Origin of the sequence: Bacillus sanguinis (assembly GCF_018332475.1) — a bacterium.
In the GTDB taxonomy this organism is placed as follows: Bacteria; Bacillota; Bacilli; order Bacillales; family Bacillaceae_G; genus Bacillus_A; species Bacillus_A sanguinis.
The window spans coordinates 1-24,076 of the sequence record NZ_BOQB01000043.1 but is presented as its reverse complement, the minus strand read 5'-3'; the positions used below and the strand labels follow the sequence as shown (position 1 = coordinate 24,076).

The 24,076-nt window shown below is 35.1% G+C and carries 24 protein-coding genes; 15 read left to right on the top strand and 9 right to left on the bottom strand.

The features are described from left to right. Nucleotides 1-150: 150 nt before the first annotated feature. A complete protein-coding gene (locus tag KI369_RS06205) occupies nt 151-375 on the bottom strand; it encodes a DUF1128 domain-containing protein (RefSeq protein ID WP_212955409.1) in 225 nt (74 codons plus the stop codon). Nucleotides 376-549: 174 nt separating this feature from the next. Between KI369_RS06205 and KI369_RS06200 the strand changes: the two genes are divergently transcribed. From KI369_RS06200 to KI369_RS06190, 3 genes are read left to right on the top strand one after another with little or no spacing between them, the layout of a single operon-like run. After that, nucleotides 550-1,014 (top strand): low molecular weight protein-tyrosine-phosphatase, encoded by a 465-nt coding sequence (locus KI369_RS06200; RefSeq protein WP_000250910.1) that lies wholly within the window; start codon nt 550-552, stop codon nt 1,012-1,014. 53 nt (nt 1,015-1,067) lie between these two features. Beyond that, on the top strand, nt 1,068-1,583 hold the full coding sequence (locus tag KI369_RS06195) for a DUF4075 domain-containing protein (protein WP_212955408.1): 516 nt from the start codon (nt 1,068-1,070) through the stop codon (nt 1,581-1,583). Between the two features lie 6 nt (nt 1,584-1,589). Next, the gene (locus tag KI369_RS06190; RefSeq protein ID WP_212955407.1) at nt 1,590-2,450 is read left to right on the top strand and encodes a YihY/virulence factor BrkB family protein; all 861 of its coding nucleotides are present in this window, start codon (nt 1,590-1,592) and stop codon (nt 2,448-2,450) included. A 185-nt stretch (nt 2,451-2,635) separates the two neighbouring features. Here KI369_RS06190 and KI369_RS06185 read toward each other — a convergent pair whose 3' ends face one another. After that, nucleotides 2,636-4,561, bottom strand: a complete 1,926-nt coding sequence (locus tag KI369_RS06185; RefSeq protein ID WP_212955406.1) for a heavy metal translocating P-type ATPase — start codon at nt 4,559-4,561, stop codon at nt 2,636-2,638. A gap of 270 nt (nt 4,562-4,831) precedes the next feature. Here KI369_RS06185 and KI369_RS06180 point away from each other — a divergent pair, with 270 nt between their 5' ends. The 3 genes from KI369_RS06180 to lepB all read left to right on the top strand — a co-directional run bounded on the left by KI369_RS06180 (nt 4,832) and on the right by lepB (nt 7,377). Next, nucleotides 4,832-5,782, top strand: coding sequence for a DMT family transporter (locus tag KI369_RS06180; RefSeq protein WP_212955405.1), 951 nt, complete (start codon nt 4,832-4,834; stop codon nt 5,780-5,782). 121 nt (nt 5,783-5,903) lie between these two features. Beyond that, nucleotides 5,904-6,584 (top strand): lysoplasmalogenase, encoded by a 681-nt coding sequence (locus tag KI369_RS06175; RefSeq protein WP_212955404.1) that lies wholly within the window; start codon nt 5,904-5,906, stop codon nt 6,582-6,584. A 256-nt stretch (nt 6,585-6,840) separates the two neighbouring features. Further along, nucleotides 6,841-7,377: a signal peptidase I gene (lepB, locus tag KI369_RS06170; protein ID WP_212955403.1), complete on the top strand. Its 537-nt coding sequence runs from the start codon at nt 6,841-6,843 to the stop codon at nt 7,375-7,377. Nucleotides 7,378-7,568: 191 nt separating this feature from the next. Here the strand turns inward: lepB and KI369_RS06165 are convergent, their stop codons facing one another. Further along, entirely contained in the window at nt 7,569-10,331 is a 2,763-nt protein-coding gene (locus tag KI369_RS06165) for a tetratricopeptide repeat protein (protein WP_212955402.1), read from the bottom strand. A 429-nt stretch (nt 10,332-10,760) separates the two neighbouring features. On the opposite strand from KI369_RS06165, the gene KI369_RS06160 reads away from it, so the two are divergent. Next, nucleotides 10,761-11,354 carry a DedA family protein gene (locus tag KI369_RS06160; RefSeq protein WP_212955401.1) on the top strand — a complete coding sequence of 198 codons (594 nt, stop codon included), beginning with the start codon at nt 10,761-10,763 and terminating at the stop codon, nt 11,352-11,354. Nucleotides 11,355-11,365: 11 nt separating this feature from the next. On the opposite strand, the gene KI369_RS06155 is transcribed toward KI369_RS06160, so the two are convergent. The 3 genes from KI369_RS06155 to KI369_RS06145 all read right to left on the bottom strand — a co-directional run bounded on the left by KI369_RS06155 (nt 11,366) and on the right by KI369_RS06145 (nt 12,667). Then, on the bottom strand, nt 11,366-11,794 hold the full coding sequence (locus KI369_RS06155; protein ID WP_000100306.1) for an EamA family transporter: 429 nt from the start codon (nt 11,792-11,794) through the stop codon (nt 11,366-11,368). Nucleotides 11,795-11,949: 155 nt separating this feature from the next. Next, nucleotides 11,950-12,096: a BH0509 family protein gene (locus KI369_RS06150; protein ID WP_000817786.1), complete on the bottom strand. Its 147-nt coding sequence runs from the start codon at nt 12,094-12,096 to the stop codon at nt 11,950-11,952. A gap of 154 nt (nt 12,097-12,250) precedes the next feature. After that, complete coding sequence (locus tag KI369_RS06145) at nt 12,251-12,667, bottom strand: pyridoxamine 5'-phosphate oxidase family protein (RefSeq protein ID WP_098498943.1); 417 nt, start codon at nt 12,665-12,667, stop codon at nt 12,251-12,253. Nucleotides 12,668-12,845: 178 nt separating this feature from the next. Here KI369_RS06145 and cax point away from each other — a divergent pair, with 178 nt between their 5' ends. Both cax and KI369_RS06135 read left to right on the top strand, forming a co-directional pair. Beyond that, nucleotides 12,846-13,901: a calcium/proton exchanger gene (cax, locus tag KI369_RS06140; RefSeq protein WP_212955400.1), complete on the top strand. Its 1,056-nt coding sequence runs from the start codon at nt 12,846-12,848 to the stop codon at nt 13,899-13,901. An 81-nt stretch (nt 13,902-13,982) separates the two neighbouring features. Continuing rightward, a complete protein-coding gene (locus tag KI369_RS06135) occupies nt 13,983-14,780 on the top strand; it encodes a YfkD famly protein (protein ID WP_212955399.1) in 798 nt (265 codons plus the stop codon). 35 nt (nt 14,781-14,815) lie between these two features. Here the strand turns inward: KI369_RS06135 and yfkAB are convergent, their stop codons facing one another. Then, nucleotides 14,816-15,943, bottom strand: coding sequence for a radical SAM/CxCxxxxC motif protein YfkAB (gene yfkAB / locus KI369_RS06130; protein ID WP_140972263.1), 1,128 nt, complete (start codon nt 15,941-15,943; stop codon nt 14,816-14,818). Between the two features lie 213 nt (nt 15,944-16,156). On the opposite strand from yfkAB, the gene KI369_RS06125 reads away from it, so the two are divergent. The 6 genes from KI369_RS06125 (at nt 16,157) to truA (ending at nt 22,082) form a co-directional block, all read left to right on the top strand. Beyond that, nucleotides 16,157-16,339 carry an SE1561 family protein gene (locus KI369_RS06125; protein WP_000513558.1) on the top strand — a complete coding sequence of 61 codons (183 nt, stop codon included), beginning with the start codon at nt 16,157-16,159 and terminating at the stop codon, nt 16,337-16,339. A 206-nt stretch (nt 16,340-16,545) separates the two neighbouring features. Further along, a complete protein-coding gene (gene fumA, locus KI369_RS06120; protein WP_212955398.1) occupies nt 16,546-18,066 on the top strand; it encodes a fumarate hydratase in 1,521 nt (506 codons plus the stop codon). A gap of 126 nt (nt 18,067-18,192) precedes the next feature. Next, nucleotides 18,193-18,975: a delta-lactam-biosynthetic de-N-acetylase gene (gene pdaA, locus KI369_RS06115; RefSeq protein ID WP_212955397.1), complete on the top strand. Its 783-nt coding sequence runs from the start codon at nt 18,193-18,195 to the stop codon at nt 18,973-18,975. Between the two features lie 59 nt (nt 18,976-19,034). Next, nucleotides 19,035-19,898, top strand: a complete 864-nt coding sequence (locus KI369_RS06110) for a DNA-3-methyladenine glycosylase family protein (RefSeq protein WP_212955396.1) — start codon at nt 19,035-19,037, stop codon at nt 19,896-19,898. Nucleotides 19,899-19,908: 10 nt separating this feature from the next. Beyond that, the gene (rlmD, locus tag KI369_RS06105; RefSeq protein WP_046199050.1) at nt 19,909-21,288 is read left to right on the top strand and encodes a 23S rRNA (uracil(1939)-C(5))-methyltransferase RlmD; all 1,380 of its coding nucleotides are present in this window, start codon (nt 19,909-19,911) and stop codon (nt 21,286-21,288) included. A gap of 56 nt (nt 21,289-21,344) precedes the next feature. Then, complete coding sequence (gene truA / locus KI369_RS06100; protein ID WP_212955395.1) at nt 21,345-22,082, top strand: tRNA pseudouridine(38-40) synthase TruA; 738 nt, start codon at nt 21,345-21,347, stop codon at nt 22,080-22,082. A 51-nt stretch (nt 22,083-22,133) separates the two neighbouring features. Here truA and KI369_RS06095 read toward each other — a convergent pair whose 3' ends face one another. Next, nucleotides 22,134-22,331 (bottom strand): hypothetical protein, encoded by a 198-nt coding sequence (locus KI369_RS06095; RefSeq protein WP_212955394.1) that lies wholly within the window; start codon nt 22,329-22,331, stop codon nt 22,134-22,136. A 156-nt stretch (nt 22,332-22,487) separates the two neighbouring features. Next, nucleotides 22,488-23,891, bottom strand: coding sequence for a sigma-54 interaction domain-containing protein (locus KI369_RS06090; protein ID WP_212955393.1), 1,404 nt, complete (start codon nt 23,889-23,891; stop codon nt 22,488-22,490). Nucleotides 23,892-24,076: the final 185 nt, after the last annotated feature.

Below are 24,076 nucleotides of genomic sequence, written 5' to 3'. Positions count from 1 at the left end.
GTTGCTATTATTTGTGAGTAGTATGTATGGAGAAAAAATCTAAGGTGAGGTTCTACTTCTATTGTATAATATTTTACAGTTGGTTGAGAGAAAGAGAAGAGTTGTCATGAATTTGTTGGAAATAAAAAAGAGCCTCATAAGGAGGCTTTTTTACTTTTTAATTAATGTACCTAATTCTTCTGTAATAGCTTGCATTTCACTAATGCTGAATGTTTCACGTTTCATAACATGCTCGTAAATGTCACGTAAGTCTTCGTACATTTCTTCATTAAAGCTAGTAGCTCTCATCGCTCCAGCATTAACCATACGTAATTTTTCTTTAATAGCTTCGACCATATATTCAACGTTTTCTTCTGACTTTACGGATAAATCCACCGAAGTGTCCCCCTTTAAAATAACATAAGGCTATCTTAACATTTTTTATCATTTTCGTTAATGAATCTTTTCAATCCTATTAAATTAGTAGGGATTTCCTTTATATTCACTAATTGGTTGTTTATACTATAAGTATATATTAAGAAATGCACCAAGAAGGGAAGAAACAAAAATATGGTTCAAGTATTGTTTGTTTGTCTTGGGAACATTTGCCGTTCTCCAATGGCAGAAGCGATTTTTCGAGATCTTGTCGTAAAAGAGGGACTCGAAGAGAAAATTGTCATTGATTCTGCAGGAACTGGAGATTGGCATGTTGGCCATCCGCCACATAAAGGAACACAAAAAATTTTAAAAGAAAATGCAGTCACTTTTGAAGGAATTAAAGCAAGGCAAGTAGAAAAAGAAGACTTAACAAAGTTTGATTATATTATTGCCATGGACAACAAGAATATAGCAGATTTAAAAAGTTTAGGTAAAACTGGAGGCTATATTGGTAGACTGTCCGATTTTGTTCCAGACGGTGGCTGGACAGACGTTCCCGACCCTTACTATACAGGGAATTTCCAAGAAGTATATGACCTTGTAACAGAAGGGTGTGCAAAGCTATTAGCTTTCATTCGAAATGAACAAGGAATATGAAGAAGCTTAGAAAGAAATACTTTCTAACATAAGAAATGAAAGGGTGAAGGAATATGGCAAAGAAAAATAATATTGCTCGAAACATTGCGATTGGTGTAGCTGCAGGTGTAGCTGTATCTATGTTAAAGAAGGAAAACCGTGAAAAAGTAAAAAATACTGCGGAAAAAGCAAAAACAAAGATGATTGAAATTGGTGAAAATGCAAAGATAAAAGAAAAAGTGCAAACTGTTACAGATAAAGGACGCGAACTTGCTGATTTAAATGTAGTGAAAGCGAAAGTAGCAGAAATTAAAAAATTAACTCCGTCTGTTGTAGAGACGTTAAAAGAAACGAAAGAAATTTTTAGTAAGAAAAAAGTTGAGCAAGCAGAGAAGCCAGAAACGATTGAAATTCAAGCTGTATCCCCAAAAGTAGATGAACTGAAAGCAGAAGAAGAGCCAGTAGTTGCTGAAGATGGCGGTATGAAAGAAGCGCGTGAACTATTTATAAAAGATCCCAATGTTGAGGAAAAAAAAACTGAAGCGTACATTGAGTTGAAGCAAGATAAAGAAGAGAAGAAAAGCGTTTAAACATATATGAGAAAAATTTTAGAAAAGGTGAGAAGAAATCGTACTTATTCGTTTGGTAAAGATTTGTATGACCGGACGATGCGCGACGATGTAGCGGGCTTGGCAGCACAGCTCGCTTATTTCTTCTTGCTTGCGATTTTCCCTGGGCTTGTTTTCTTAATTACGCTTCTTGGATTTATTGACCTTCAAACAGAAAGTGTGCTCGATTTATTAGAACCCTACGTACCGGAAGATGCAATGAACTTAATTGAAGTAAACGTAGATAAAGTTGTAAATGAGCAAAATGGTGGTTTATTATCATTTGGTTTACTATCGATGCTATGGTTTGCTTCAAATGGAGTGAATGCGGTTATGAACGCTTTTAACCGTGCTTATGATGTGACAGAAACTCGCTCTTTTATTAAAACTAGAGCTTTATCTATTTTGTTTACATTAGCAATCATTTTTATGATTGTGTTTGCATTACTTGTCCCAGTATTTGGACAAGTAATTGGGGCAGAAATAATTGGCTTATCAGATACTTATTCTTATGCGTGGAGTATTACGCGTTTAGTGTCGAGTTTCTTTGTTTTGTTTGCATTATTTAGCTTTTTATATACGTTTGCACCTGATCGAAAATTAAAGAGAAGAGAAGTTGTATCAGGGGCTTTGTTTGCTACTATCGGATGGATTGTGGTATCGTACTCATTTGCTTATTATGTAGATAAGTTTGCGAATTACGCGAATACATATGGTGGTCTCGGTGGTATCATTGTTTTAATGTTATGGTTCTACTTAACCGGATGGGTAATTTTACTTGGCGGCGAAATTAATGGTTTACTCCATCATTATAGGACGGGTGACAATAATTCCCGTAATGAAAAGTGACTTCTTGTTCCATAATAATAAGGAACAGGGGGGATATTTCATGAGTAATAATAAGAAGAATCACAACAATAAAAATAACAATAAACAAAAGAGCAGTTCGCATCCAAAGCATAAAACGAGTGGTAGTGCGAACGGGCATAATAGCTACCATTAAAAAAAAGCGGGTCCTTTATGAGGGACCCGTTTTACTTGTTTCCTTTTAATAATCGTAACCCGTTTAAAATAACAAGAATCGTACTTCCTTCATGCCCAATAACACCGAATGGCAGAGCTAAAAATTGCAAGAAGTTTGAACAAATCAGCATTGCAATTACAGCTAGTGAAAAGATTACGTTTTGCTTTACAATACGGTTCATTCGTTTTGATAAACGGATTGCTTGGGAAAGTCGAGATAACTCGTTCTTCATAAGTACAACATCTGCAGTTTCTAAAGCTACGTCTGTTCCCTCTCCCATCGCTACACCAATGCTAGCAGTAGCGAGTGCAGGGGCATCATTTATACCGTCTCCGACCATTGCTACTGTCCCGTATTTTTCTTTTAGCTTTTTAATCGTTTCCACTTTTGTTTCTGGTAAGCATGATGCGTAATATTCCTTTATATTACTTTCAGAGGCAATAGCTTTTGCCGTTTCTTCATTATCTCCAGTAATCATAATTGCCTCGACACCGATACTTTGTAGTTCGCGAATAGCAGCTATTGTTTCTTGGCGAAGTGTATCTTTTAAAGCGATAAGTCCAAGAATACCTTCTTCATCACTAATATAAACGACAGTTTTACCTTCTTTTTCAAGTGAGGCAGAAATACCATTATGAAATGTCTTTGTTTCATCACCGATAAAATCAGCTTTACCTATTTTATAAGCTTTGCTTTCGAATATTCCTTTTAGCCCAAAACCAGTTACATCTTCAACACTTTCTGGTTTTTTTAATGTAATGTCATGCACATGTTGTGCATATTTAACGATAGATTCAGCTAAAGGATGTGTAGAGTGACTTTCAATTGCTGCTGTAATGGAAAGCACTTCTTTTTCTGTCATATTTTCTCGAACATATACATCTGTTACGGTAGGTTTTCCTTCCGTTAATGTTCCTGTTTTATCAAAGGCAATTGCTTTTACGGAAGCGAGGCGTTCTAAATGTATACCGCCTTTAAAGAGAATTCCATTTCTTGCTCCGTTAGAAATTGCAGATAATGTTGCTGGTGTAATGGCAGCAACGAGTGCACAAGGAGATGCGACTACAAGTAAGATCATAGCGCGATAAAACGTTTCATTCCAGCTCCAGTCCAGTAAGAAATGAGGGACGAACATCATAAGCGCAACAACGAGTAGTACACCTTTTACGTATGTTCCTTCAAACTTTTCAATGAATAGTTGTGATGGTGATTTTTCACTTTGTGCACTTTGGACAAGACGGATAATCTTTTGGAATAATGTTTGATCGCTCGGCTTCGTAATTTTAACTTCGATAGCACCGCGTAAATTTACAGTACCAGCAAATACTTCATCACCGAATTTTTTCTCATTCGGAATAGGTTCCCCTGTAATAGTAGCTTCATCGATATTTGTTTCACCGTTATGAATCGTACCGTCAGCAGGAACGCGCTCACCTGGCTTAATTAAAATAATGTCGTTAATTTGTAATCGTCCAACAGGAACACGTTCTTCGGTTCCATTTGAAATACGTAATGCTTCTTCAGGTTGTAAATCAAGAAGCGCTGAAATTTCTTTTTGACTTTTACTTAATGTATAAGATTCCATCGCACCGCTTAGTGCGAAGATAAAGATTAAAATTGCACCTTCTGCCCAGTAGCCAATCATTGCAGCGCCGATAGCAGCAAAGAGCATAAGCATTTCGACATTTAGCTCTTTCTCTTCAATGGTATCTTCAATACCTTCTTTCGCCTTTGCATATCCACCAACTATATAAGCAAGGATATAGCAAGTAATGCCTACATTCATTACATCGTTCTTTGTGAATAACCAACCAGCTAAAATGAAAATACCAGATGCGATTGCAAATATAAGTTCATAATGTTTCTTTAATGTATCCCATAAAGAGGGATGAGAAATAGACTTTTGTACTTGTAATGTTTTTACTTCTGAGTTCATTACTACTCGCTCCTTCCAAATTCTTATTGAGAAAAAGAATCAAAATCGAAACCCCTATAAAACGACGAAAGCTGCCATCCATAATGGATAGCAGCATTTCTGTTGAATCTGATTTTAATAGTTATTATGTTGTAATTATTCTATAGTATAGCATATGTTTTCGTTAGATGATATGTTTTTGTTTGCGTATAAACTGAAAACTTGTGTTTTCATACTTCCTTTGGTATATATGAATATTGTTCATAAAAAGATCGGAAAGGAAGACAACAAGTGAAGACAGAGAAATTTTTTACCCATCCGATTGGCGTATTAATTGCTGCAATAGTAGCGACTTTTTTATGGGGGAGCGCATTCCCATTTATTAAATTAAGTTATGCTGAACTTGGAATTCAGCCACAAGAAGTTGGGGAGCAAATATTATTTGCTGGTTATCGTTTCTTTTTATCTGGAGTCATGCTCTTATTATTCTTTAAAGTGTTAGGAAAAGATATGAGCTTCAGAAAAGGAACGGGGAAGCAGTTAGTACAAATTGGTTTATTTCAAACATTTCTTCAATATATATGTTTTTATATTGGAATGAGTTATAGTTCTGGTATTGAAGGAGCTATCATTTCAGGAACATCATCATTCTTTCAAATTTTACTTGCTCACTTTTTATATAAAGATGACGCTCTCAATATGAGAAAAATAATTGGGGTCTCTATCGGCTTTTGTGGTGTCATTTTAGTAAATGTACCGAGTGATGGTAGTTTTTCATTCCATTTCGGAATCGGTAGTTTATTACTTCTTAGTGCAGCAATGTTGTATTCATATGGAAACATATTGGCGAAAGAAGGTAGCAAAACATTAGATGTTGGCTATATGACAGCATACCAAATGATTTTTGGTTCTATCGGGCTATTATGTATAGGGGCTTTGCAAGTTGGAGTCATGCCATTTACATTTAGTGTACATGCAATATTTATGCTTCTCTACTTATCTTTCTTATCCGCAGCAGGCTTTTGTATTTGGAATACAATTATGAAGTACAACAAGGTTGGAAAAGTATCAATGTACATGTTCTTTATACCCGTATTTGGTGTGTTATTATCGAGCATGATTTTAGGAGAAGCAATCCATTCATTTGTATTATTCGGTTTAGCATGTGTAGCTGCGGGAATTATCGTGGTGAATCGTACGCCAGCTAAGCAGAAAATGGAGCGAGAAAAACAAGTGGCGTAGAGATCTGGAAAACGATTACAATGGAAGAACAGTACTGTTCTTCTTTTTTTATATAGAAAAAGGATAATAGACTAGGTGTAACGAAAAAAGATACAAAAGCATTTATTGAGGAGAACATGTTATGAATCTACTTTACATGGTGTTAATTGGACAAATTATTCTGTTTTTAATTGGTGCAATGTATGCAATAGGGCAGACAAAAAAAACGAGAAATAATATGCCGTTACCTTTAGCGGTGCGTCTTATTCTTAGTTTTTCTTTAACAGCAAGTGCAATTTGGATATGGTTACAAGATCCATCAGTAGAGTATAGTACGTGGGTTGCACTAGGGATGACGTTATCAACTGTAGGAGATTTATTTATGGCAGGTTTAATTCCAATTGGTCACAGATTAATCGGAGGGATGATTACTTTCGCCCTTGCGCATTGTTTTTATGTAAAAGCATTTTTGCAAACAGGCATTTCTTGGGATGGTTTTTGGTTTGGTTTACTCGTATACGGACTCTTTCTCATTATAGGATGGTTCTTTTTTATACGAAATGATAAACAAGATAAATTGTTTACGACAGGAGCTCTAATTTACGGACTGTGGGTTGGAGGAATGGCTTGCTTTGCATTTGCCCTATACTATGAGAATACAGGAATATGGTGGATACCAGCTTTTGGTGGTTTACTATTTGTGATTTCTGATTTTATTATAGGTGTGACAGATATTGGAGGGCGCAAATTAAAGTATGAACCACTTTGGATTTGGTTTACATATGTAGCAGCTCAAATGTGTATTGTATATGTGGGAATATAAAAAGATACTCTTTGAATAGTGGATAGACTATTTGGAGAGTATCTTTTTTACTATTTTGCTCCAGCTGAATTTTGAGATGGTAGTTTTACTGCCCATAAATAGTAAAAAAATATATAGAATATGGTATATAAAATAAGAAATTTATGAGGAGTTTATTTTTAAGTTTTTAATATTTGAATTATATAATTCAGAATTTTATGGAAATTATATAGTGGAAGTCCTTATAATAAAAGTAAAAAGATAATGAGATGGTGGAATGATGCAAAAGAAAAAACGTTTGCGTGAATTCTTTGGAACAATTGCAATTGCATGTTTGTTAGTATTTTTAGCAAAAATTTTTGTGTTTTTTCCTACGACTGTAAAAGGAGCGTCCATGAAGCCAACGTTACAAGATGGGGATAAGGTGATTGTAAATAAGTTGGCAAAGCAATTTGAAAGTTATGGGAGAAAAGATATTATTGTTGTGAAGACGGATAATTTTTATGTGAAAAGGGTTATTGGTTTGCCTGGCGATGTCATTGAGGTGAGAAATGATCAATTATATGTGAATCATGAAGTGATAGAGGAAGCGTATTTGTATAGTAATAGAAAGCAAGCTGAAAAAAAACTTATGAATTTAACAGAGGACTTTGGACCGATTACAGTTCCTAAAAATAAAATTTTTGTTATGGGAGATAACCGTTTAATAAGTAGAGATAGTAGAAATGGTTTAGGACTTATTGATAGAGAAGAGGTATTAGGAGAATTAGCGGCAATTTATTATCCATTTGAACATATGAAAATAATGAATTAAGGTAAAAAACCAAGCAAACTGAAATTTGCTTGGTTTTTTATCCCGCTTTAATGGGCAGTAAGACCCCCACCTCAAAATTCAGCGAAAGCAAGGAAGTTAGGTGGGGAATCAACTGCCCATAAAAGTCCGATTGGTTCAACTAATAATCAGTGGGGGATGAAGCCCCCCACTGATTAAAGTTTCACTTTATGTTAAATCGTAGGAGACTCATTAAATTCATAGACGTCTTCATTGTTTTTGTTTGTACTTAAAACGAATTTGTGCTGCAATAGTTGCAGTTTAAAGAAGGCTAACGGATCGTGATAAGTTTCTGGGTTGCTTCTTAACGTTGCTAATGTTTGCTCGTCTTCCTGTATTTCAAGTTGAGCGGCTTCTACATTTTGTTTCAATATGCTAAGTGGATCTTTAAAGAACATCATGATATCTCGTTCTAATGCGCCTTCAAATACTTCAAATTGAAGGAAGAATTGTTTTGAGATTGTTTGAGCAATTTCCGTATAATCTTCCGTTTCAATGTATTGTTTATATTTGTTTGCGAGCATAGATTGATTTTTTTGCATATTACCAAATAGTTTTCCCGCGCTCTTTAAGAAAAATTGTGTGGGTGTAAAGCGTAATAAAATATTGATGTTCGATACTGTAATTCGATTTGTCATACGTACAACATCTCGATGCCAATCATCTAGTAATTTGAAATCACAAGGAAGTTTCATACGTTCTTCTTTATATAATTTATTAAACGTTTCACTCATTTCATCTAAATAAGATTGAGCTTGAATAAATTCATTATGCGCTGTTTCAATCCACTCTTGAATAAACCCAGTAAATTTAGGGAGTAGCACTTGCTGTACATGTTTTTGAATTCGTTCGTTCATGGCAGTATTTAATTCTTCATGAACTAATTTGAAATCACTATCTTCTTGAACAAGGTCAGAACAGCTCTGTAATAATTCAGGAATTTGAGAGTGGATATCTCGTGTGATTTCTTCTTTCGTTAAAAGATAAGATTCAGTAATAGAACGAATTTTATCTTTTTCAAGAGCAGTAAGGTTGTTAATAAATCCGTTTAGTTTTACTGAGATATGTTTATTCCAGCGTACTGATTTCACTAATGTATTTTCTAATTCCACACGTTCATTTACAAGGTATGCGATTGTCTTTTGAGTAAACCATATTAGTTTTTCTATACGTTCTTGTTCTATATCACGTTCTGCTAGATTAGAAAGAATAGACTCCGTCACATCTCCAAGTTGCTGGCTACTCTCTTGTGAAGGAGAGTATGGGAAGAACTTTGCATTTGGGAAATGGACTTTAATCTTACTCATTAGTTTTTCATTATTGACCGTATTATTTGTGTGTAATACGAAATGAATTTGTAAGTTTGGTACTTGTTCACGTAAATACAGTAATGTATCAAGCTCTTCACCGTGTAATGATGAAGCAGAATTCAATACGTAAATAAGGCTATCTGCTGCTTGTAAGTATTCAAAGTATGAGCTGTTTTTATCCACTTGTCCTTGAACGGATGGCGTAACAAGGAATGCAAATTTATTTTTTCTTAAAAATCTACTTGGTAACTTAATTTCTATACATTTTTTCTCAAGTTCTGACTCGGAAGGTGTAGCCATTATTTGATGGAATTCATCAAAGTTCCCTATATTGTGTACATCTAACGCAGTGAATTCTGTTATTTCAGTTTGGCTATCATCTTTAAATAGAATAGGAGTTGTTACAGTCTCAGTTAAGATGTTCTCTCCTAATATTGAATTGATGAATGATGATTTATCATGGTCACTAGTTCCCGCTATTAGTAATTGTGTAACATTTAAATCACACAGTTCATGAATGAGTAGCGTAAATTGATGACTTAAATCCACATCATTTTTTTCAGCCCATACGGCAATTGTTTCGAATAAATGAGAAACTGTTTCCATATTTACATTCTTTTCAGCTGTTGCATTAGAGAGTAAGGCTCCCGCACTTTTTACGAGTAATGACTCTAAAGTTGTAGGTGAAACTTCATTCCATGCTAACACTGCAGCAGAGACAAATAGGGCATTTTTTGCTTTCGTTAAACTAAACCAATTTGTTAATAAATCTGGTACAAGTCCCTGCATTTCATGCATGAAATGTTCACCAGTAATTAATTCAAAGTACGTATTTTGGTAGCGCTCAACAATTTCATGCCAATCGTCATTGTTGTCTGTTTCAATATGTAAGAATAAATGATTTATTGTTTGAATCCAAGGTAGATGCAAGTTTTCATTTTGATAGCTGTTCCAAAGCGAAATAACAAGTTCTTTAAATTGGACTTGATCAATTGCATATAAAGCTTTTAAAGATTCATAGAAATATTCTGGTTTGATTTGTTTTGTGAATCCTTGATTCACATAATTGATTAAAGTATCGAACCAGTGTAATGATTTTGTTCGAATACCTTCTTGAACGGCAAGCTCGATGGCGTTATTCCAATCTTCTTGTTTTTCATAGAATGAGCGAGCAATTGCAGTAATATTTGGATAGTCAGGTTGAAATGCAACAGCCTCACTAATCGTCTTAAATGCTAGACCTAAACGATCTTGTTCGATGTAGAGAGAAAGAAGTTGTAAGGAAACCTCCATTGTAAGAGTTGTATCTTCCGTTTGGATAGATTGATAAATTTCTTCTGCTTTTGGCAAGAATCCTAGTTCAAAATAAGAATCTGCAATATTTTTGGTTGCCCAAAGTGCAAGTTCGTTATTTACTTTCTCCCATTTAAATATTGCTGCTTCAAAGTCTTTATTTTGGTAATAAAATTCACCTTGAGCAAAGCGGATATTAGAAATGTTGGAGAATTCGTTTGTAGATTCATTTATATATGCTTCACCGAGTACTTCCGATACTGGAGTAGAAGTTTCTTCTGTTAAAAATGTTTTATAGTAAACCTTTTGGATAAATTGATTTTCAATGGTCATGTTCGTTCCCCCTGTATAATTTAGAAAAATGATGTTGTATGTAAAGGGTGCATGTTCTTTTAATAGGTAGAAGTTGCATTATATCGACCAAACTATGTTTTTGCTAGGTATATCATTTTTCCTGAGAGTTAAACCGTTGCGAAAAGTAACTTTCCTTTATTGTAACAAAAAAACAAGCATATGAATTTTTATTTTTTAATCCAGCTATTTACGGATAATAGGACTAGTACTTCAAAAAGCGTTGCATACAAGGGAAGTAGGCAGGATTCGGGCGCACGATTAATGGTTCACTTTCTTCCTGCTAAAGGAATGGATAGAAGTAGAGTTCATTATAAAAACAATGTATAGTGAATATGTATACCATGTTTGTCTGAAAGATAGAAAGGGCACAATGTGGAATAACGATCGTGCATAGGATGTGTCTTCCGAATGGAACAACATATTGGCGAGTTAATCGCACATTATGGGTATTTTGGAATTATTATAGCTTTAGCTGGCGGGATTGTTGGATTACCGATACCAGACGAGTTTTTATTGACCTTCGTTGGTTATAACGTTTCAAAAGGAGTTATGTCAGGAACTGCTGCCTTTTTAAGCGGGATGGCTGGTGCGATGTTAGGCATTACATTAAGCTACATATTAGGGTTAAAATTGGGACTCCCTGTTTTAAAAAAATATGGGCCAAAAATTAGAATTAAAGAACACCACATTGAAAAAACACATATTTTATTTGAAAAATATGGACCATTTCTTTTAATGATTGGTTACTTTATCCCGGGAGTACGTCATTTAACAGCATATTTTGCTGGGATGTCGAATTTAACACTTTGGCGTTTTTGTTTGTATGCTTACGGTGGTGCGTTTATTTGGATAAGTGTTTTTATTGGACTTGGCTGGAAGTTAGGAGAGAAGTGGCGTTTCGTTGAGTATAGTCTACATCATTATGGAATATGGATTTTATTCATTTCAGTAGTTGTTACATGTATTGTATGGTTTTACATAAAGAAAAAGAAAAACCGCTAATAGCGGTTTTTTTAGCTGAAAGCAATAAATAGTACACCAGCTGTAATAAAGACTACACCAATGCCAGTCATAAAGTTTAACTTTTCACCGAGTATAATCATAGCGAGGATGATAGAAAATACAACGCTTAATTTATCGACAGGAGCCACTTGTGAAACTTTCCCTGTTTTGAGGGCAAGGAAATAAAATAGCCACGACGAAGCACCGGCAACCCCACTTAATGTGATAAAGAGCAGTGCTTTTTTATTTAGCAGTACGTCGCCAATATTTTGGAATTTACCTTGTATAATAATAACGCCCACCATAAATAATGCCATAATAATAGAACGAACTGTTGTTGCAACATTGGCATCGATTCCATCTAAACCAATCTTTCCGAAAATAGATACAAGGGCAGCAGCAATTGCTGATAATAGTGCGAATAAGAGCCATGAACTCATAGTAAAATTCCTCCAATCTTACATTATTATACATGAAAACCATTCTCACGTATAAAGCGAAATCTTAATCAGTGGGATTTTACCGTCCGCCAATAGTGGAATAAATAACAAAATAATCCCCACCTTATACTGCTAATAAGGTGGGGATTATTATACTACTCTGCAATTTCCTCATATAAAAAGTACGTTACATTATAAATATGTTCTACTTCATCGTCTGTCATAAACAATAATTCGTCACGCTCAATCCCTTTTTTCTTTTCGATAAACTCAATCATGTTTTTGCGTTCTTCTCTTTTCATCAATTTTATTTCTCCTCTCAATCTGTTTTAATACAGTTTATTTAAGTTACTGCTATTATATAACAGAATCTTTAGAAAGTTCCACCTATTTTATAGTTTTTTTCAGAAGAACTTTTCGACAAAACAAGCCCACCTAAAGGGGGCTTGTTTTGTTTTATAGTCGTAAAAACTCGGGCTCCGTCGTACCAGCACCATCGATGTAATAAATTGTGTCGGGATTGATTTTTATTAATACATAATTAGGGTCTTCAGGACCAAGTAACCAGCGCTTTAAGCTATTATTCCAAAACTTGTTTTTTAATGTGGAGTCTTCCTCTATTGAAGCTAAGCCTTCAACTTCAATATAATCTTCATCTAACTTTTTTCCCTCTCGTCCAAGTAGTACATGGACATTTGGATTGTTTTCAATATCTGTTATCTTTTTTGATTTCCGATCTGTTGCAACATACAGTACAAAATCTTCGTGGAAAAACATCATAAAGGCACTGTGAGGCTTATCATTCCGTACAGTGGATAACACACCGGTTCTTTGTCCTTGAATAATTGTTGCGATCTTTTCTTTTAAGTGCATATTTTTTACCTCTTTTCTTAATTTACATTTTCTCTATTTAAACAAGATGATTTAAACATCTTTCATACTGTTTTCTTCAATTCAATTTTTTAAACGCAATTGTGATGAAATCGGACAAGTTAGGAGAAGAATAATAATAATATCGAGGAGAAATACATACGATGGAAGGATGAAAAGCATGTTTAATAAAATATTTCTTATAGTAGCGCTGATTGGGGTACCACTTTCTGTACTTGGAAAAACACTTCATTGGCCTCAAACAATTATGTTCGCTGTATATTGCATTACGATTATCGCACTAGCGGGTTTTATGGGGAGAGCGACAGAAAGTTTGGCAATTGTCTCTGGACCTAGAATAGGCGGGTTATTAAATGCCACTTTCGGTAATGCTGTTGAACTAATCATTTCGATTTTTGCACTTCAGGCAGGATTAATTGAGGTTGTATTAGCTTCTTTAACAGGTTCTGTACTTGGAAATTTATTATTAGTAGGAGGGCTATCCTTCTTTATAGGAGGGCTTAAATACAAAAGACAAAGTTTTAATGTGTATGATGCAAGGCATAATTCAGCCTTATTAATCTTTGCTGTAGTAGTAGCTTTTGTTATTCCAGAGATTTTTTCAATGAAGATGGACGCTGGAAAGACGTATCAATTAAGTATCGGTGTGTCTATTATTATGATTATTATGTACCTTGCTGCATTGCTATTTAAGTTAGTTACACACCGCGGTGTATATCAGCATAAAAGTGATGAAGTCGCTCATGAGGAAGAACCAGAGTGGTCGAAAGGTAAAGCACTACTCATCTTAGCGATAGCGACAATTGCGGTAGCTTATGTGTCAGAGGCACTTGTGCATACATTTGAGACAGTTGCAAAGTCGTTTGGCTGGTCAGAATTATTTATAGGGGTTATTATCGTTGCAATTGTTGGGAATGCAGCGGAACATGCATCTGCAATTATTATGGCATATAAAAATAAAGTGAATATTGCAGTTGAAATTGCAGTCGGCTCTACGTTGCAAATTGCCATGTTTGTTGCTCCTGTATTAGTACTGCTTTCTATGTTCTTCACGCAAAGGATGCCTTTAGTATTTACAATCCCAGAACTTGTTTCTATGATTACAGCTGTTTTCTTAACGATTGCGATTTCGAATGATGGAGATACAAACTGGTTTGAAGGCGGTACGTTATTAGCAGCATATGTCATTATGGGAATTGGTTTTTATTTATTATGAAAAATAGGCATAACAATTGTGCTCAGAGAAAACAATAAACAAAGTAGTATATATACCTTTACGTAGGAAGGAGCCAGACAGGTGAAACGAGTATACAGCATATGTCTTTCAACTATGGTCTCGTTTATTCTATTATTTCCTAACATGAGTTTTGCAAAGACAACGGTAGAAACAAAAATGCCTTCATCTGTTTTAAATATTTCTAAAGACAATACGTTTCCAAATGATGCGCAAGATTTACCGCGTTTACAGCCGAGTAAGTTTGCTCAAGAACTATTGAAAACAGCAAACATTAAAATTGAAAATCCGGACTTAATTCGAATGTTTAATGAAACGACAATTTCGAATGCGCCGCTTGCGGTAGGGTACCGAGCGAAGATTTATTTAGGTCAATGGGCATTACATTATGAATCGCTTGATACATCGATTAATTGGGAATATAAACAAGTAAATCGTAATGTGTACGATAATCGCGGAGGAGATCGCTTATATCCGTTACGTTATAAGCAAGAAACACAAAAGACGGTGGAAGGCGATTTAACAGCAGATATGAAAGATACTGCAGATGTGAAGAAAATGATGCTTCTCAAAGCACTTGAAAAAGTACAATTGCCACTTTCATTTAAAACGACCATTGGGTATGGTACAGGACATGAGCGCGTGTATAATATTAGTCCTAGTCAACTTGGATATTTATATGCTTATACACCAGCAGTAAATGAAAAAGGAAAAGTAACGTTTGGAGAAGTGTATCTTGTGTTAAAAGGAAATCAAAAAAGGCTTGTTGTAAAAAATATTACCTCACAAGGAATCGGAGCTGCTATTCCAATTCATGATCATTTATTCTTTAAATTCATTTCTTCTTCTCACTCACAATAACATGAAAAAACGTCAGCTTATAAGCTGACGTTTTTTTATAATGTAATGTTTGCTGTTTTTGATAAGAAATCTTCTGTCGGATAGTAGCTGTTTTTTACAAGAACATTCGGTCCAAGGCATTTTACTGCAGGACAGTGACAGCTTAATGATTTTGCTGTTTTTGAAGCACTCCATTTGTCATAAGCTTCTTGTAATGTGTTTGTTTGTATGTTTCCTAGAAGGGGAACGTCACCGAAATCAGTTACGATAATATTTCCATCGAAAATATTTACATTTAAACGAGAACGGCCATCTGGATCATTACGAACTGTTACGTTTTTGCTCTTTTGTAATTTCTTAAATGTGGCGATGTCTCGCTCATCATCGCTACAAGCGTAGAAAGGTAAAGTCCCAAATAACATCCATACATTTTCATCGCGAATTTCTAGTAAATGCTCAATTGCATCACGGATTTCAGCTTTTGTTAAAATTTCTAGATTGCTCGCGAAGTCACTTGGATACATTGGGTGAACTTCGTGACGCTTACAGCCCATCTCTTCGACAATTTGACGATGAATATGTTCAATGTGTGGTAGAGTTCGTTTATTCAGCATCGTTTCGGCTGATACGAGTACACCGGCATCTGATAGAGCTTTACTATTTGTAATCATTCGTTCGAATAATTTTGCACGCTGTTCATACGTAGGTTTACGCTCCATCATTGCAAATCCGCCTTCAACGAAGTCGTCAATTGTTCCCCAGTTATGAGATATATGCAATACGTCTAAATAAGGAATAATTTGTTCGTAACGTGCTAAATCTATAGTTAAGTTTGAGTTGATTTGAGTGCGAACGCCTCGTTCATGGGCGTATTTTAAGAGTGGTGTTACATAGTTGTCGACGGATTTTTTTGAAAGCATAGGTTCTCCGCCAGTAATACTTAAAGAACGTAAATGAGGAATCTCATCTAATCGTTTTAATAAAAGATCCATCGGAAGCGGATTCGGGTCTTTCGGCTGTAACGTGTAACCAACAGCGCAATGCTCACAGCGCATATTGCATAACGTCGTCGTTGTAAACTCAACATTTGTTAATAGTAGTTTGCCGTACTCTTCAAGGTCCATATACGCTTCCCATGGATCGTAAGAAGGAGTAATCGGCTTCATTTTTTGTGATATCGTCATATGAAATACTCCTTTGACTATTGAAATAACAATTTGTCCATTCTCTATAATAGAAGAATATGTGCTTTTTATAAAGTGAAACTTTTTTGTGAAAAAAGAGAGAAGGCTTACATTTGAATGAATTACTGTGACAAAATTGATGAAATTACATATCCATAGTAATCATTTTTGCGGTATAATAAAAGCAACTCGAATTAAAAGGAGAGTGCCTTCATGGGAAAAGCAATTCAAGATAAAGATACACAATTAGTATATTTAAAAGAACGTTTAAATATGTTCATTGAAGTAATTGATACAATTGAACCTGAAGAAGTAGAATTAGAAGATGTAGATCGTCTACTTGCAATGTTAGATGAATTAGAATTAAAATGTGAGCAATTTAAAAAAGACGAATAATATATTAAAAGGGCTGCCAATGCAAAATTGGCAGCCTTTTTCTGTATGGATAATAGAAGGACAGTAGAAAAAAAGGTATAATCAAGTTGTGAAAAATTTCATTTATGCTTGAATAGCGTGAAACAAATAAAAAGTTAAAGAGCATAACAATGGGATTTTCATCTCATAACGTTTTGGTAGCGTTCACAATTGAGGGGGAAGTAACAATGGAAAAGCTTCAAGAAAGTATGTATCAACTAATTGTTGAAACGTCAACGAACTTACCGAAAGATGTTCGTCGTGCGATTCAACAAGCGAAAGAACGAGAAAATGCAGGGACTCGTTCTGCGATGGCACTTGGCACAATTACGAATAATATTAAAATGGCTGATGATAACATCTCACCAATTTGCCAAGATACAGGGATGCCAACGTTTAAAATTTATACACCAGTTGGTGTGAATCAATTAAAGTTGAAGGAAGCTATCTATAATGCGCTTGAGCGGGCGACAAAAGATGGTAAGCTTCGTCCCAATTCTGTTGATTCTCTTTTTGGAGACAATAGTGGAAATAATTTAGGACCAGGTACGCCGGTTATTAAGTTTGAACAATGGGAAAAAGATTATATTGATGCACGTTTAATTCTAAAGGGCGGCGGCTGTGAGAATAAAAATATTCAGTATAGCTTACCGTGTGAATTAGAAGGACTTGGACGAGCTGGTCGTGATTTAGAAGGGATTCGTAAATGCCTTCTTCATGCAGTATATCAAGCACAAGGTCAAGGATGTAGTGCAGGTGTAATTGGTGTTGGTATCGGGGGAGACCGCACATCAGGTTACGAATTAGCAAAAAATCAATTATTCCGTACATTAGATGATGTTAATCCAATACCAGAGTTACAAAAACTTGAAGAGTACGTATTAGAAAATGCGAATAAGCTTGGCATTGGTACGATGGGATTTGGCGGAGAAACAACTTTACTTGGTTGTAAAATTGGCGTCTATAACCGTCTGCCAGCTAGCTTCTACGTATCTGTTGCATATAATTGCTGGGCATATCGCCGCCTTGGCGTAACAATCCATCCTGAAACAGGTGAAATTATGGATTGGCTATATCAAGAAGGTGACGATACACTTCAGCAAGAAGCACAAGAAAAAACAGAGCAACGTGAGATTGTATTACAAGCTCCAATTACAGAAGAGCAAATTCGTGAACTTCGCGTTGGTGATGTTGTAACAATTAATGGCATGATGTATACAGGTCGTGACGCAATCCATAAGCATTTAATGGATAATGATTGTCCGGTAGATTTAGATGGACAAGTTATTTATCACTGTGGTCCAGTTGTCGTGAAAGATGAAAATGACAATTGGCAAATTAAAGCGGCAGGTCCAACGACAAGTATTCGTGAAGAACCGTACCAAGGTGATATTATGAAGAAATTCGGTATTCGCGCTGTCATTGGAAAAGGCGGTATGGGTGCGAAAACATTAGCGGCTTTAGAAGAACACGGCGGTGTATATTTAAACGCAATCGGTGGAGCAGCACAATATTATGCTGAATGTATTAAAGAAGTAAAAGATGTTGATTTCTTACAATTTGGTATTCCAGAGGCAATGTGGCATTTACGTATCGAAGGATTTAAAGCAGTTGTAACGATGGATTCTCATGGTAATAGCTTACACGCAGATGTTGATAAAACATCACTTGAAAAATTAGCTAGCTTTAAAGAGCCAGTATTTAAGTAAACAAAAATGCATCTCGAATCCTTCGAGATGCATTTTTTTGGTATATATAGAAAAACATGTTCAGCATGAAAGCATGCGAGGCAACAGAAACTACAAGTACGATTATATATGGAAAGGAGACTATTTATGAAATATAAATGGTTATATATCGGTCTCATTTTTTCAATTATGATGGCACTTGTTCCAGTTTCGGCACTAGCTTATACAAATACTCCACATAACTGGGGAATCCCGCGCCCTAAAAATGAAACAGTACCAGATGCAGGAAAGTTATATACAGATTTACTACAAAAAAATGGTGGGTTTTATTTAGGGGATACAAAGAAAAAAGATATTTATTTAACATTCGATAATGGGTACGAGAATGGATACACAGGGAAAATCTTAGACGTATTAAAAGAGAAAAAAGTACCAGCAACTTTCTTTGTAACGGGGCATTACATTAAAACGCAAAAAGATTTATTGTTAAGAATGAAGGATGAAGGACACATTATTGGAAACCATTCGTGGAATCATCCTGATTTCACAGCAGTAAATGATGAGAAACTTCGTGAAGAATTAACGAGTGTAACGGAAGAAATTAAAAAAGTAACTGGGCAAAAAGAAGTAAAATATGTACGTCCCCCGCGCGGCGTATTTAGTGAGAGAACGTTAGCTCTTACGAAAGAAATGGGCTATTATAATGTATTTTGGTCACTTGCATTTTTGGATTGGAAAGTGGACGAGCAAAGAGGATGGCAATATGCGCATAATAATGTAATGACGATGATTCATCCAGGATCTATTTTATTACTTCATGCGATATCAAAAGATAATGCAGAAGCACTTGCGAAAATCATTGATGATTTGCGCGAGAAAGGGTATCATTTTAAAAGTCTAGATGACTTAGTAAAAAGCAATCAACCGTAAGCATGTATGCTTGCGGTTTTCTCATGCTATAATGATGTGTAAAAAGGATGGGGAAACGTATGTGGAGCGAACATGTTACGTTAGAGTATCCGTATCATTTTGAAGAAGTATTAAAACGTTTATCTTTTGATCCGCTTAACGTCATTCAATTAGATGAGAAAGTCATTTATGTCCCGCTTTGTATAGAAAAGGAGCAGGTTGTTGTTCGCTTACAAGGGATTGGTACTGTTCAAAATCCACAGTTTTGGATTTCTAGTCAGACAGGAGATCCGGAGAAAGTCATGAAACGAATGAGAGCCATTTTTCATTGGAATGAACCGTTTCAAGATATACAAAATCATTTTTTAAACACATCATTACGTCCACTATTTGAAACATATGCTTATACTCCAATTATTTTAGAATTTGATTATTTTGCTTGTCTTCTTCGCTGTATCATTCATCAACAAATAAATTTGAAATTTGCTACTGTGTTAACAGAACAGTTTGTGAAACGATATGGAACCGAGAAGAATGGCGTATTCTTTTTCCCCACTCCAGAAATAGTAGCAAATATTTCAATAGAGGAATTGAGAGAGCAGAAGTTTAGTCAGCGAAAGGCTGAATATATAGTAGGATTAGGTCGAAGTATTGTCAGTGGTACATTAAATTTAGAGAGTATAGAAACCAGGGTGGAAGATGAGGTTTCAGCACAATTGTTACCAATTAGGGGGATTGGTACATGGACAGTGCAAAATTTTTTAATGTTTGGGCTTGGACGGAAAAATATGTTTCCGAAAGCGGACATTGGGATTCAGCGTGCAGTGCAAGGTGTATTTCAATTAGATGATAAGCCTGATGATGCATTTTTAGAAAAAGTGAAACAAGAGTGTGAACCATACTGCAGTTATGCAGCGTTATATTTATGGAAAAGTATAGAGTAGAGGTGTAATAATGATACAAAAGCAACATGAGAGTAAATTGGAAGTTGGTCAAACGTTCCCTGTGACAATTAAACGTCTTGGGATTAACGGAGAAGGCGTTGGTTATTTTAAGAGACAAGTTGTTTTCATTCCAGGGGCATTACCAGGAGAAGAAGTTGTTGCAGAAACAACGAAAATTCAGCGTGGCTTTGCTGAAGCGAAAGTGAAAAAAGTTCGTAAAGCTTCACCACATCGTGTGAAAGCACCATGTCCGGTATATGAAGAGTGTGGCGGTTGTCAGCTGCAACATTTAGATTATAAAGAACAATTAAATCAAAAGCGTGATATCGTTGTACAAGCATTCGAGAAGTACATGAACAACAGTTTGGAAGAGAAAATTCGTCCAACGCTCGGTATGGAAAACCCATGGCATTATCGTAATAAGAGTCAATTACAAGTAGGACGTAAAGACGAAAAGGTTATTACAGGGCTGTATAAACAAAACTCACATCAGTTAATTGATATTGCTCATTGTATGATTCAACATAAAGCAACAAATGAAGCGACAAAAGTTGTAAGACGTATATTAGAAAAATTAAATGTTTCTATTTATAATGAGAAAAAGCAAAAAGGTTTAGTACGTACTATTGTGACACGTACTGCAGTTCAAACAGGGGAAGTACAAGTCACACTTATTACAACAAAAGAAGAGTTGCCAAATAAAGAACAATTTATTGCAGAAGTACAAAAACAAATGCCAGCTGTTAAATCAATTATGCAAAATGTAAACTGGCGTAAAACATCTGTTATTTTTGGCGATAAAACATTTAAATTAGCTGGAAAAGAAGTAATTCAAGAAACACTTGGTGATTTATCATTTGAATTGTCAGCACGCGCATTCTTCCAGTTGAATCCAGAACAAACGGTTGTTTTATACAATGAAGCGAAAAAAGCAGCTGCTTTAACAGGCAATGAAAAAATTGTAGATGCGTATTGTGGCGTTGGTACAATCGGACTTTGGCTTGCGAATGATGCAGCGGAAGTACGTGGTATGGATGTAATCCCAGAAGCAATTGCAGATGCAAGAAAAAATGCGAAGCGTCACGGATTTACAAATACGAAATATGAAGCAGGTAAAGCTGAACAATGGTTACCGAAATGGGTAAAAGAAGGATGGCGTCCAGATGTAATTGTTGTTGATCCACCTCGTACAGGTTGCGATGATAAATTACTGGAAACAATTTTAAAGGTAAAACCGAAACAAGTTGTTTACGTATCTTGTAATCCTTCTTCATTAGCACGTGATGTACAAGCATTAATGAAGAGTTATGAAGTGGAATATGTGCAACCAGTTGATATGTTCCCGCATACAGCTCATGTAGAAAATGTAGTGAAGCTTGTTAGAAAGTAGAGTTTATTCATATTCCCTCACGATATGAGGGAATATTTTCTATGAAGGAGAGTAAAATGAATAATTATAAATTAACGATTCAGTACGATGGTGCGCGTTTTAAAGGGTGGCAACGTCTCGGTAATAACGATAATACAATTCAAGGGAAAATCGAAAGTGTTATATCTGAAATGATCGGGAAAGAAATTGAAATTATCGGTTGTAGTAGAACAGACGCTGGTGTACATGCTTTAAATCAAGTTGCTAACTTTCAAAGTGATGAAAAGTTAGTGGAACATAAAGTGAAAAAATATTTAAATCAATATTTACCTAATGATATTAGCATTACGAACGTAGAAGAAGTACAAGATCGCTTCCATGCTCGTTACAACTCTAAAGCAAAAACATATCTGTATAAAATTTGGAATGAAGAGCATACAAATCCATTTATGCGTAAATACAGCATGCATGTGAATAAAAAATTAAATGTGAAAAGCATGAAAGAAGCTGCGAAACATTTAGTTGGTTCACATGACTTTACTGCTTTTTCAAATGCGAAATCAAAGAAAAAGTCTATGGTACGAGAAGTATATTCACTTGAAGTAATGGAAGAGGCAGGATTTGTACAAATTAGAGTAAGTGGCAACGGATTCCTTCATAACATGGTACGAAAAATTGTTGGAGCATTAATTGAAGTTGGATTAGGACAATTAGATGCAAAAGCAATTCCACAAATTCTAGAGGCGAAACAACGTAATCAAATTAATTGCCTTGCTGAGGCGAGTGGTTTGTATTTGGAGAATGTTGAGTTTTAATAATCAGTAAAAAATCGAGCTGTGTAGGCTCGATTTTTTTATGTTTTGGCGTTAAGAAGATTTTTCTTTCTTCATACGTATCTTCAAATTCCAAAAAGCAGCAAGCATAATAGCTGCAAAGGAGCCGCTAATTGTTGCTAGTAGCTTTGCATAAAGGGAGCTATTCATATCGATGAGTAACATCATACATACAAGGGTAGGGAAGAAGGCTAAGTATTGTAATAACTTTAATTTGTTATCATTACTCATATATATCGTTCCTTTCTAGTATGTTATATGTTCATTGTAACATATTTTCACAATTTGTATTTACACTTTGAAGTAGATTTATCCTGCATTAACAGGAAATAAAAGTCCAAGTGGTGAGGATGGACAAAGCCCCGCAGATTAAAGTTTCACTTCATTTCATATGTGTAAATGCAGTTTTTTAATTCGATATTGTAAGTTTTGCCTACTTAATCCCAAAAACCTTGCAGCTTGTGAAATATTACCGTGATACTCTTTCAAAATTTGGGTGATGTAGTTCTTTTCCATTTCTGCTATTGTGTGCTTTAACGTTTTCGGTGTATCAGTATCGTTATTAGTTAGGGAAGGTTGCAAATTGAATTCTTTTTTTATTCGTTCGCGAAAGCGAGTGGGAAGATGAAACGCTGTAATGATATTTTCATCTTCAACCAAGTTCATTGAACCTTCAATGATATGTTCCAATTCTCGTACGTTCCCAGGCCACTCATATGCATATAAGAATTCCCTTACATGTACATCTACATCCGTTACGGTGAGTCCGAATTGAATGTTGTACTTTTCAATAAAGCTTTGAACAAGGGCAGGAATATCTTCTTTTCGTTCACGTAAAGGCGGGAGACATAAAGTAACGACGCTTAATCGGTAATATAAGTCTTCCCGTAACCGATTGTGTGTAATAGCTTCAAGAGGGTCTTCATTAATAGTTGCTATAATACGAACGTCAATTTCTTTTTCTTGTGTGCCCCCGATTCTTCGTATTGTTTTTTCTTGTATAGCTCGCAGTAACTTCGCTTGAAGTGCTGGACTTAATGAGTTAATCTCATCTAATAACAAAGTTCCTCCGTTTGCTTCTTCAAATAAACCAGCTTTATCGATTGCTCCTGTAAATGCACCTCGGTTCGTACCAAATAATAAGCTTTCCATTAGCGTATCAGGTATAGCGGCACAGTTTTGTGAAATGAAAGGTTTTGTTGAACGTTGACTTTCATTATGGATACTTTGTGCAAATAGTTCTTTTCCAGTTCCTGTTTCTCCTACGAGAAGTATGGAGGAGGATGTACGAATTACTCTTTTTCCTTCCGTAATGGTTGATTGAATGGCTTCAGAATCACCAATTATGTGATCAAAGGTAAATTTAGTGTTTTGTTTTCGGGAAGAGTCCATTTTTATTGTTTGCTTTAAGTGATTCATCTCTTTTGAAATTTCAATAGCACCTTTAATTTTTCCATTTTCTATTATAGGGAAAGTATCGTTAATAGTCGTAATTTCTTGCCCTTTATTGTTAAAATACGTTTGTTTTATATTTTTGTTTGTTTTTCCTAATTTTAATGCTTCTATAAGAGTACTATTTTTATTTTCTTCAAATGCGAATACTTCTAAAGGACTTTTATATAGCACATCTGAGCGTTCCATTGATTCGATTTCCATCATTTTGCGGTTATAGATAATCGTTTTACTTTCCTCATTAATAATATGAATCCCGATATCGAGTTCATTGAGTAAAGTTTCATATAGCATATTCATTTCAATGATCTGTTTAAAATTAATGTCTTCTGTACGCATAGATTATCTTCTCCTCATTTTACCCTATGAAGACTGACTTTTTATAATTTTATTAAAATTCTTATAAAATCGCAAAAATTTTTTGCTATTTTCTTTTTAAAACTTCTTGAATGATAGAAAAATTTTGCGGTTATGAATATTTTTTTGTGAGGAATCCTCATTTTAAATAGGAATTGGAGATTGGT

Excerpts from the sequence above, each read along its gene's own strand:
- KI369_RS06110 (WP_212955396.1), top strand. The coding sequence starts at position 19,035 with ATGTGGAGCGAACATGTTACGTTAGAGTATCCGTATCATTTTGAAGAA.
- KI369_RS06185 (WP_212955406.1), bottom strand. The coding sequence starts at position 4,561 with ATGAACTCAGAAGTAAAAACATTACAAGTACAAAAGTCTATTTCTCAT.
- KI369_RS06195 (WP_212955408.1), top strand. The coding sequence starts at position 1,068 with ATGGCAAAGAAAAATAATATTGCTCGAAACATTGCGATTGGTGTAGCT.
- cax (WP_212955400.1), top strand. The coding sequence starts at position 12,846 with ATGTTTAATAAAATATTTCTTATAGTAGCGCTGATTGGGGTACCACTT.
- KI369_RS06150 (WP_000817786.1), bottom strand. The coding sequence starts at position 12,096 with ATGAAAAGAGAAGAACGCAAAAACATGATTGAGTTTATCGAAAAGAAA.
- KI369_RS06090 (WP_212955393.1), bottom strand. The coding sequence starts at position 23,891 with ATGCGTACAGAAGACATTAATTTTAAACAGATCATTGAAATGAATATG.
- KI369_RS06125 (WP_000513558.1), top strand. The coding sequence starts at position 16,157 with ATGGGAAAAGCAATTCAAGATAAAGATACACAATTAGTATATTTAAAA.
- KI369_RS06155 (WP_000100306.1), bottom strand. The coding sequence starts at position 11,794 with ATGAGTTCATGGCTCTTATTCGCACTATTATCAGCAATTGCTGCTGCC.
- pdaA (WP_212955397.1), top strand. The coding sequence starts at position 18,193 with ATGAAATATAAATGGTTATATATCGGTCTCATTTTTTCAATTATGATG.
- KI369_RS06160 (WP_212955401.1), top strand. The coding sequence starts at position 10,761 with ATGGAACAACATATTGGCGAGTTAATCGCACATTATGGGTATTTTGGA.
- KI369_RS06200 (WP_000250910.1), top strand. The coding sequence starts at position 550 with ATGGTTCAAGTATTGTTTGTTTGTCTTGGGAACATTTGCCGTTCTCCA.
- fumA (WP_212955398.1), top strand. The coding sequence starts at position 16,546 with ATGGAAAAGCTTCAAGAAAGTATGTATCAACTAATTGTTGAAACGTCA.
- KI369_RS06190 (WP_212955407.1), top strand. The coding sequence starts at position 1,590 with ATGAGAAAAATTTTAGAAAAGGTGAGAAGAAATCGTACTTATTCGTTT.
- KI369_RS06175 (WP_212955404.1), top strand. The coding sequence starts at position 5,904 with ATGAATCTACTTTACATGGTGTTAATTGGACAAATTATTCTGTTTTTA.
- KI369_RS06145 (WP_098498943.1), bottom strand. The coding sequence starts at position 12,667 with ATGCACTTAAAAGAAAAGATCGCAACAATTATTCAAGGACAAAGAACC.
- lepB (WP_212955403.1), top strand. The coding sequence starts at position 6,841 with ATGATGCAAAAGAAAAAACGTTTGCGTGAATTCTTTGGAACAATTGCA.
- yfkAB (WP_140972263.1), bottom strand. The coding sequence starts at position 15,943 with ATGACGATATCACAAAAAATGAAGCCGATTACTCCTTCTTACGATCCA.
- rlmD (WP_046199050.1), top strand. The coding sequence starts at position 19,909 with ATGATACAAAAGCAACATGAGAGTAAATTGGAAGTTGGTCAAACGTTC.
- KI369_RS06165 (WP_212955402.1), bottom strand. The coding sequence starts at position 10,331 with ATGACCATTGAAAATCAATTTATCCAAAAGGTTTACTATAAAACATTT.
- truA (WP_212955395.1), top strand. The coding sequence starts at position 21,345 with ATGAATAATTATAAATTAACGATTCAGTACGATGGTGCGCGTTTTAAA.
- KI369_RS06095 (WP_212955394.1), bottom strand. The coding sequence starts at position 22,331 with ATGAGTAATGATAACAAATTAAAGTTATTACAATACTTAGCCTTCTTC.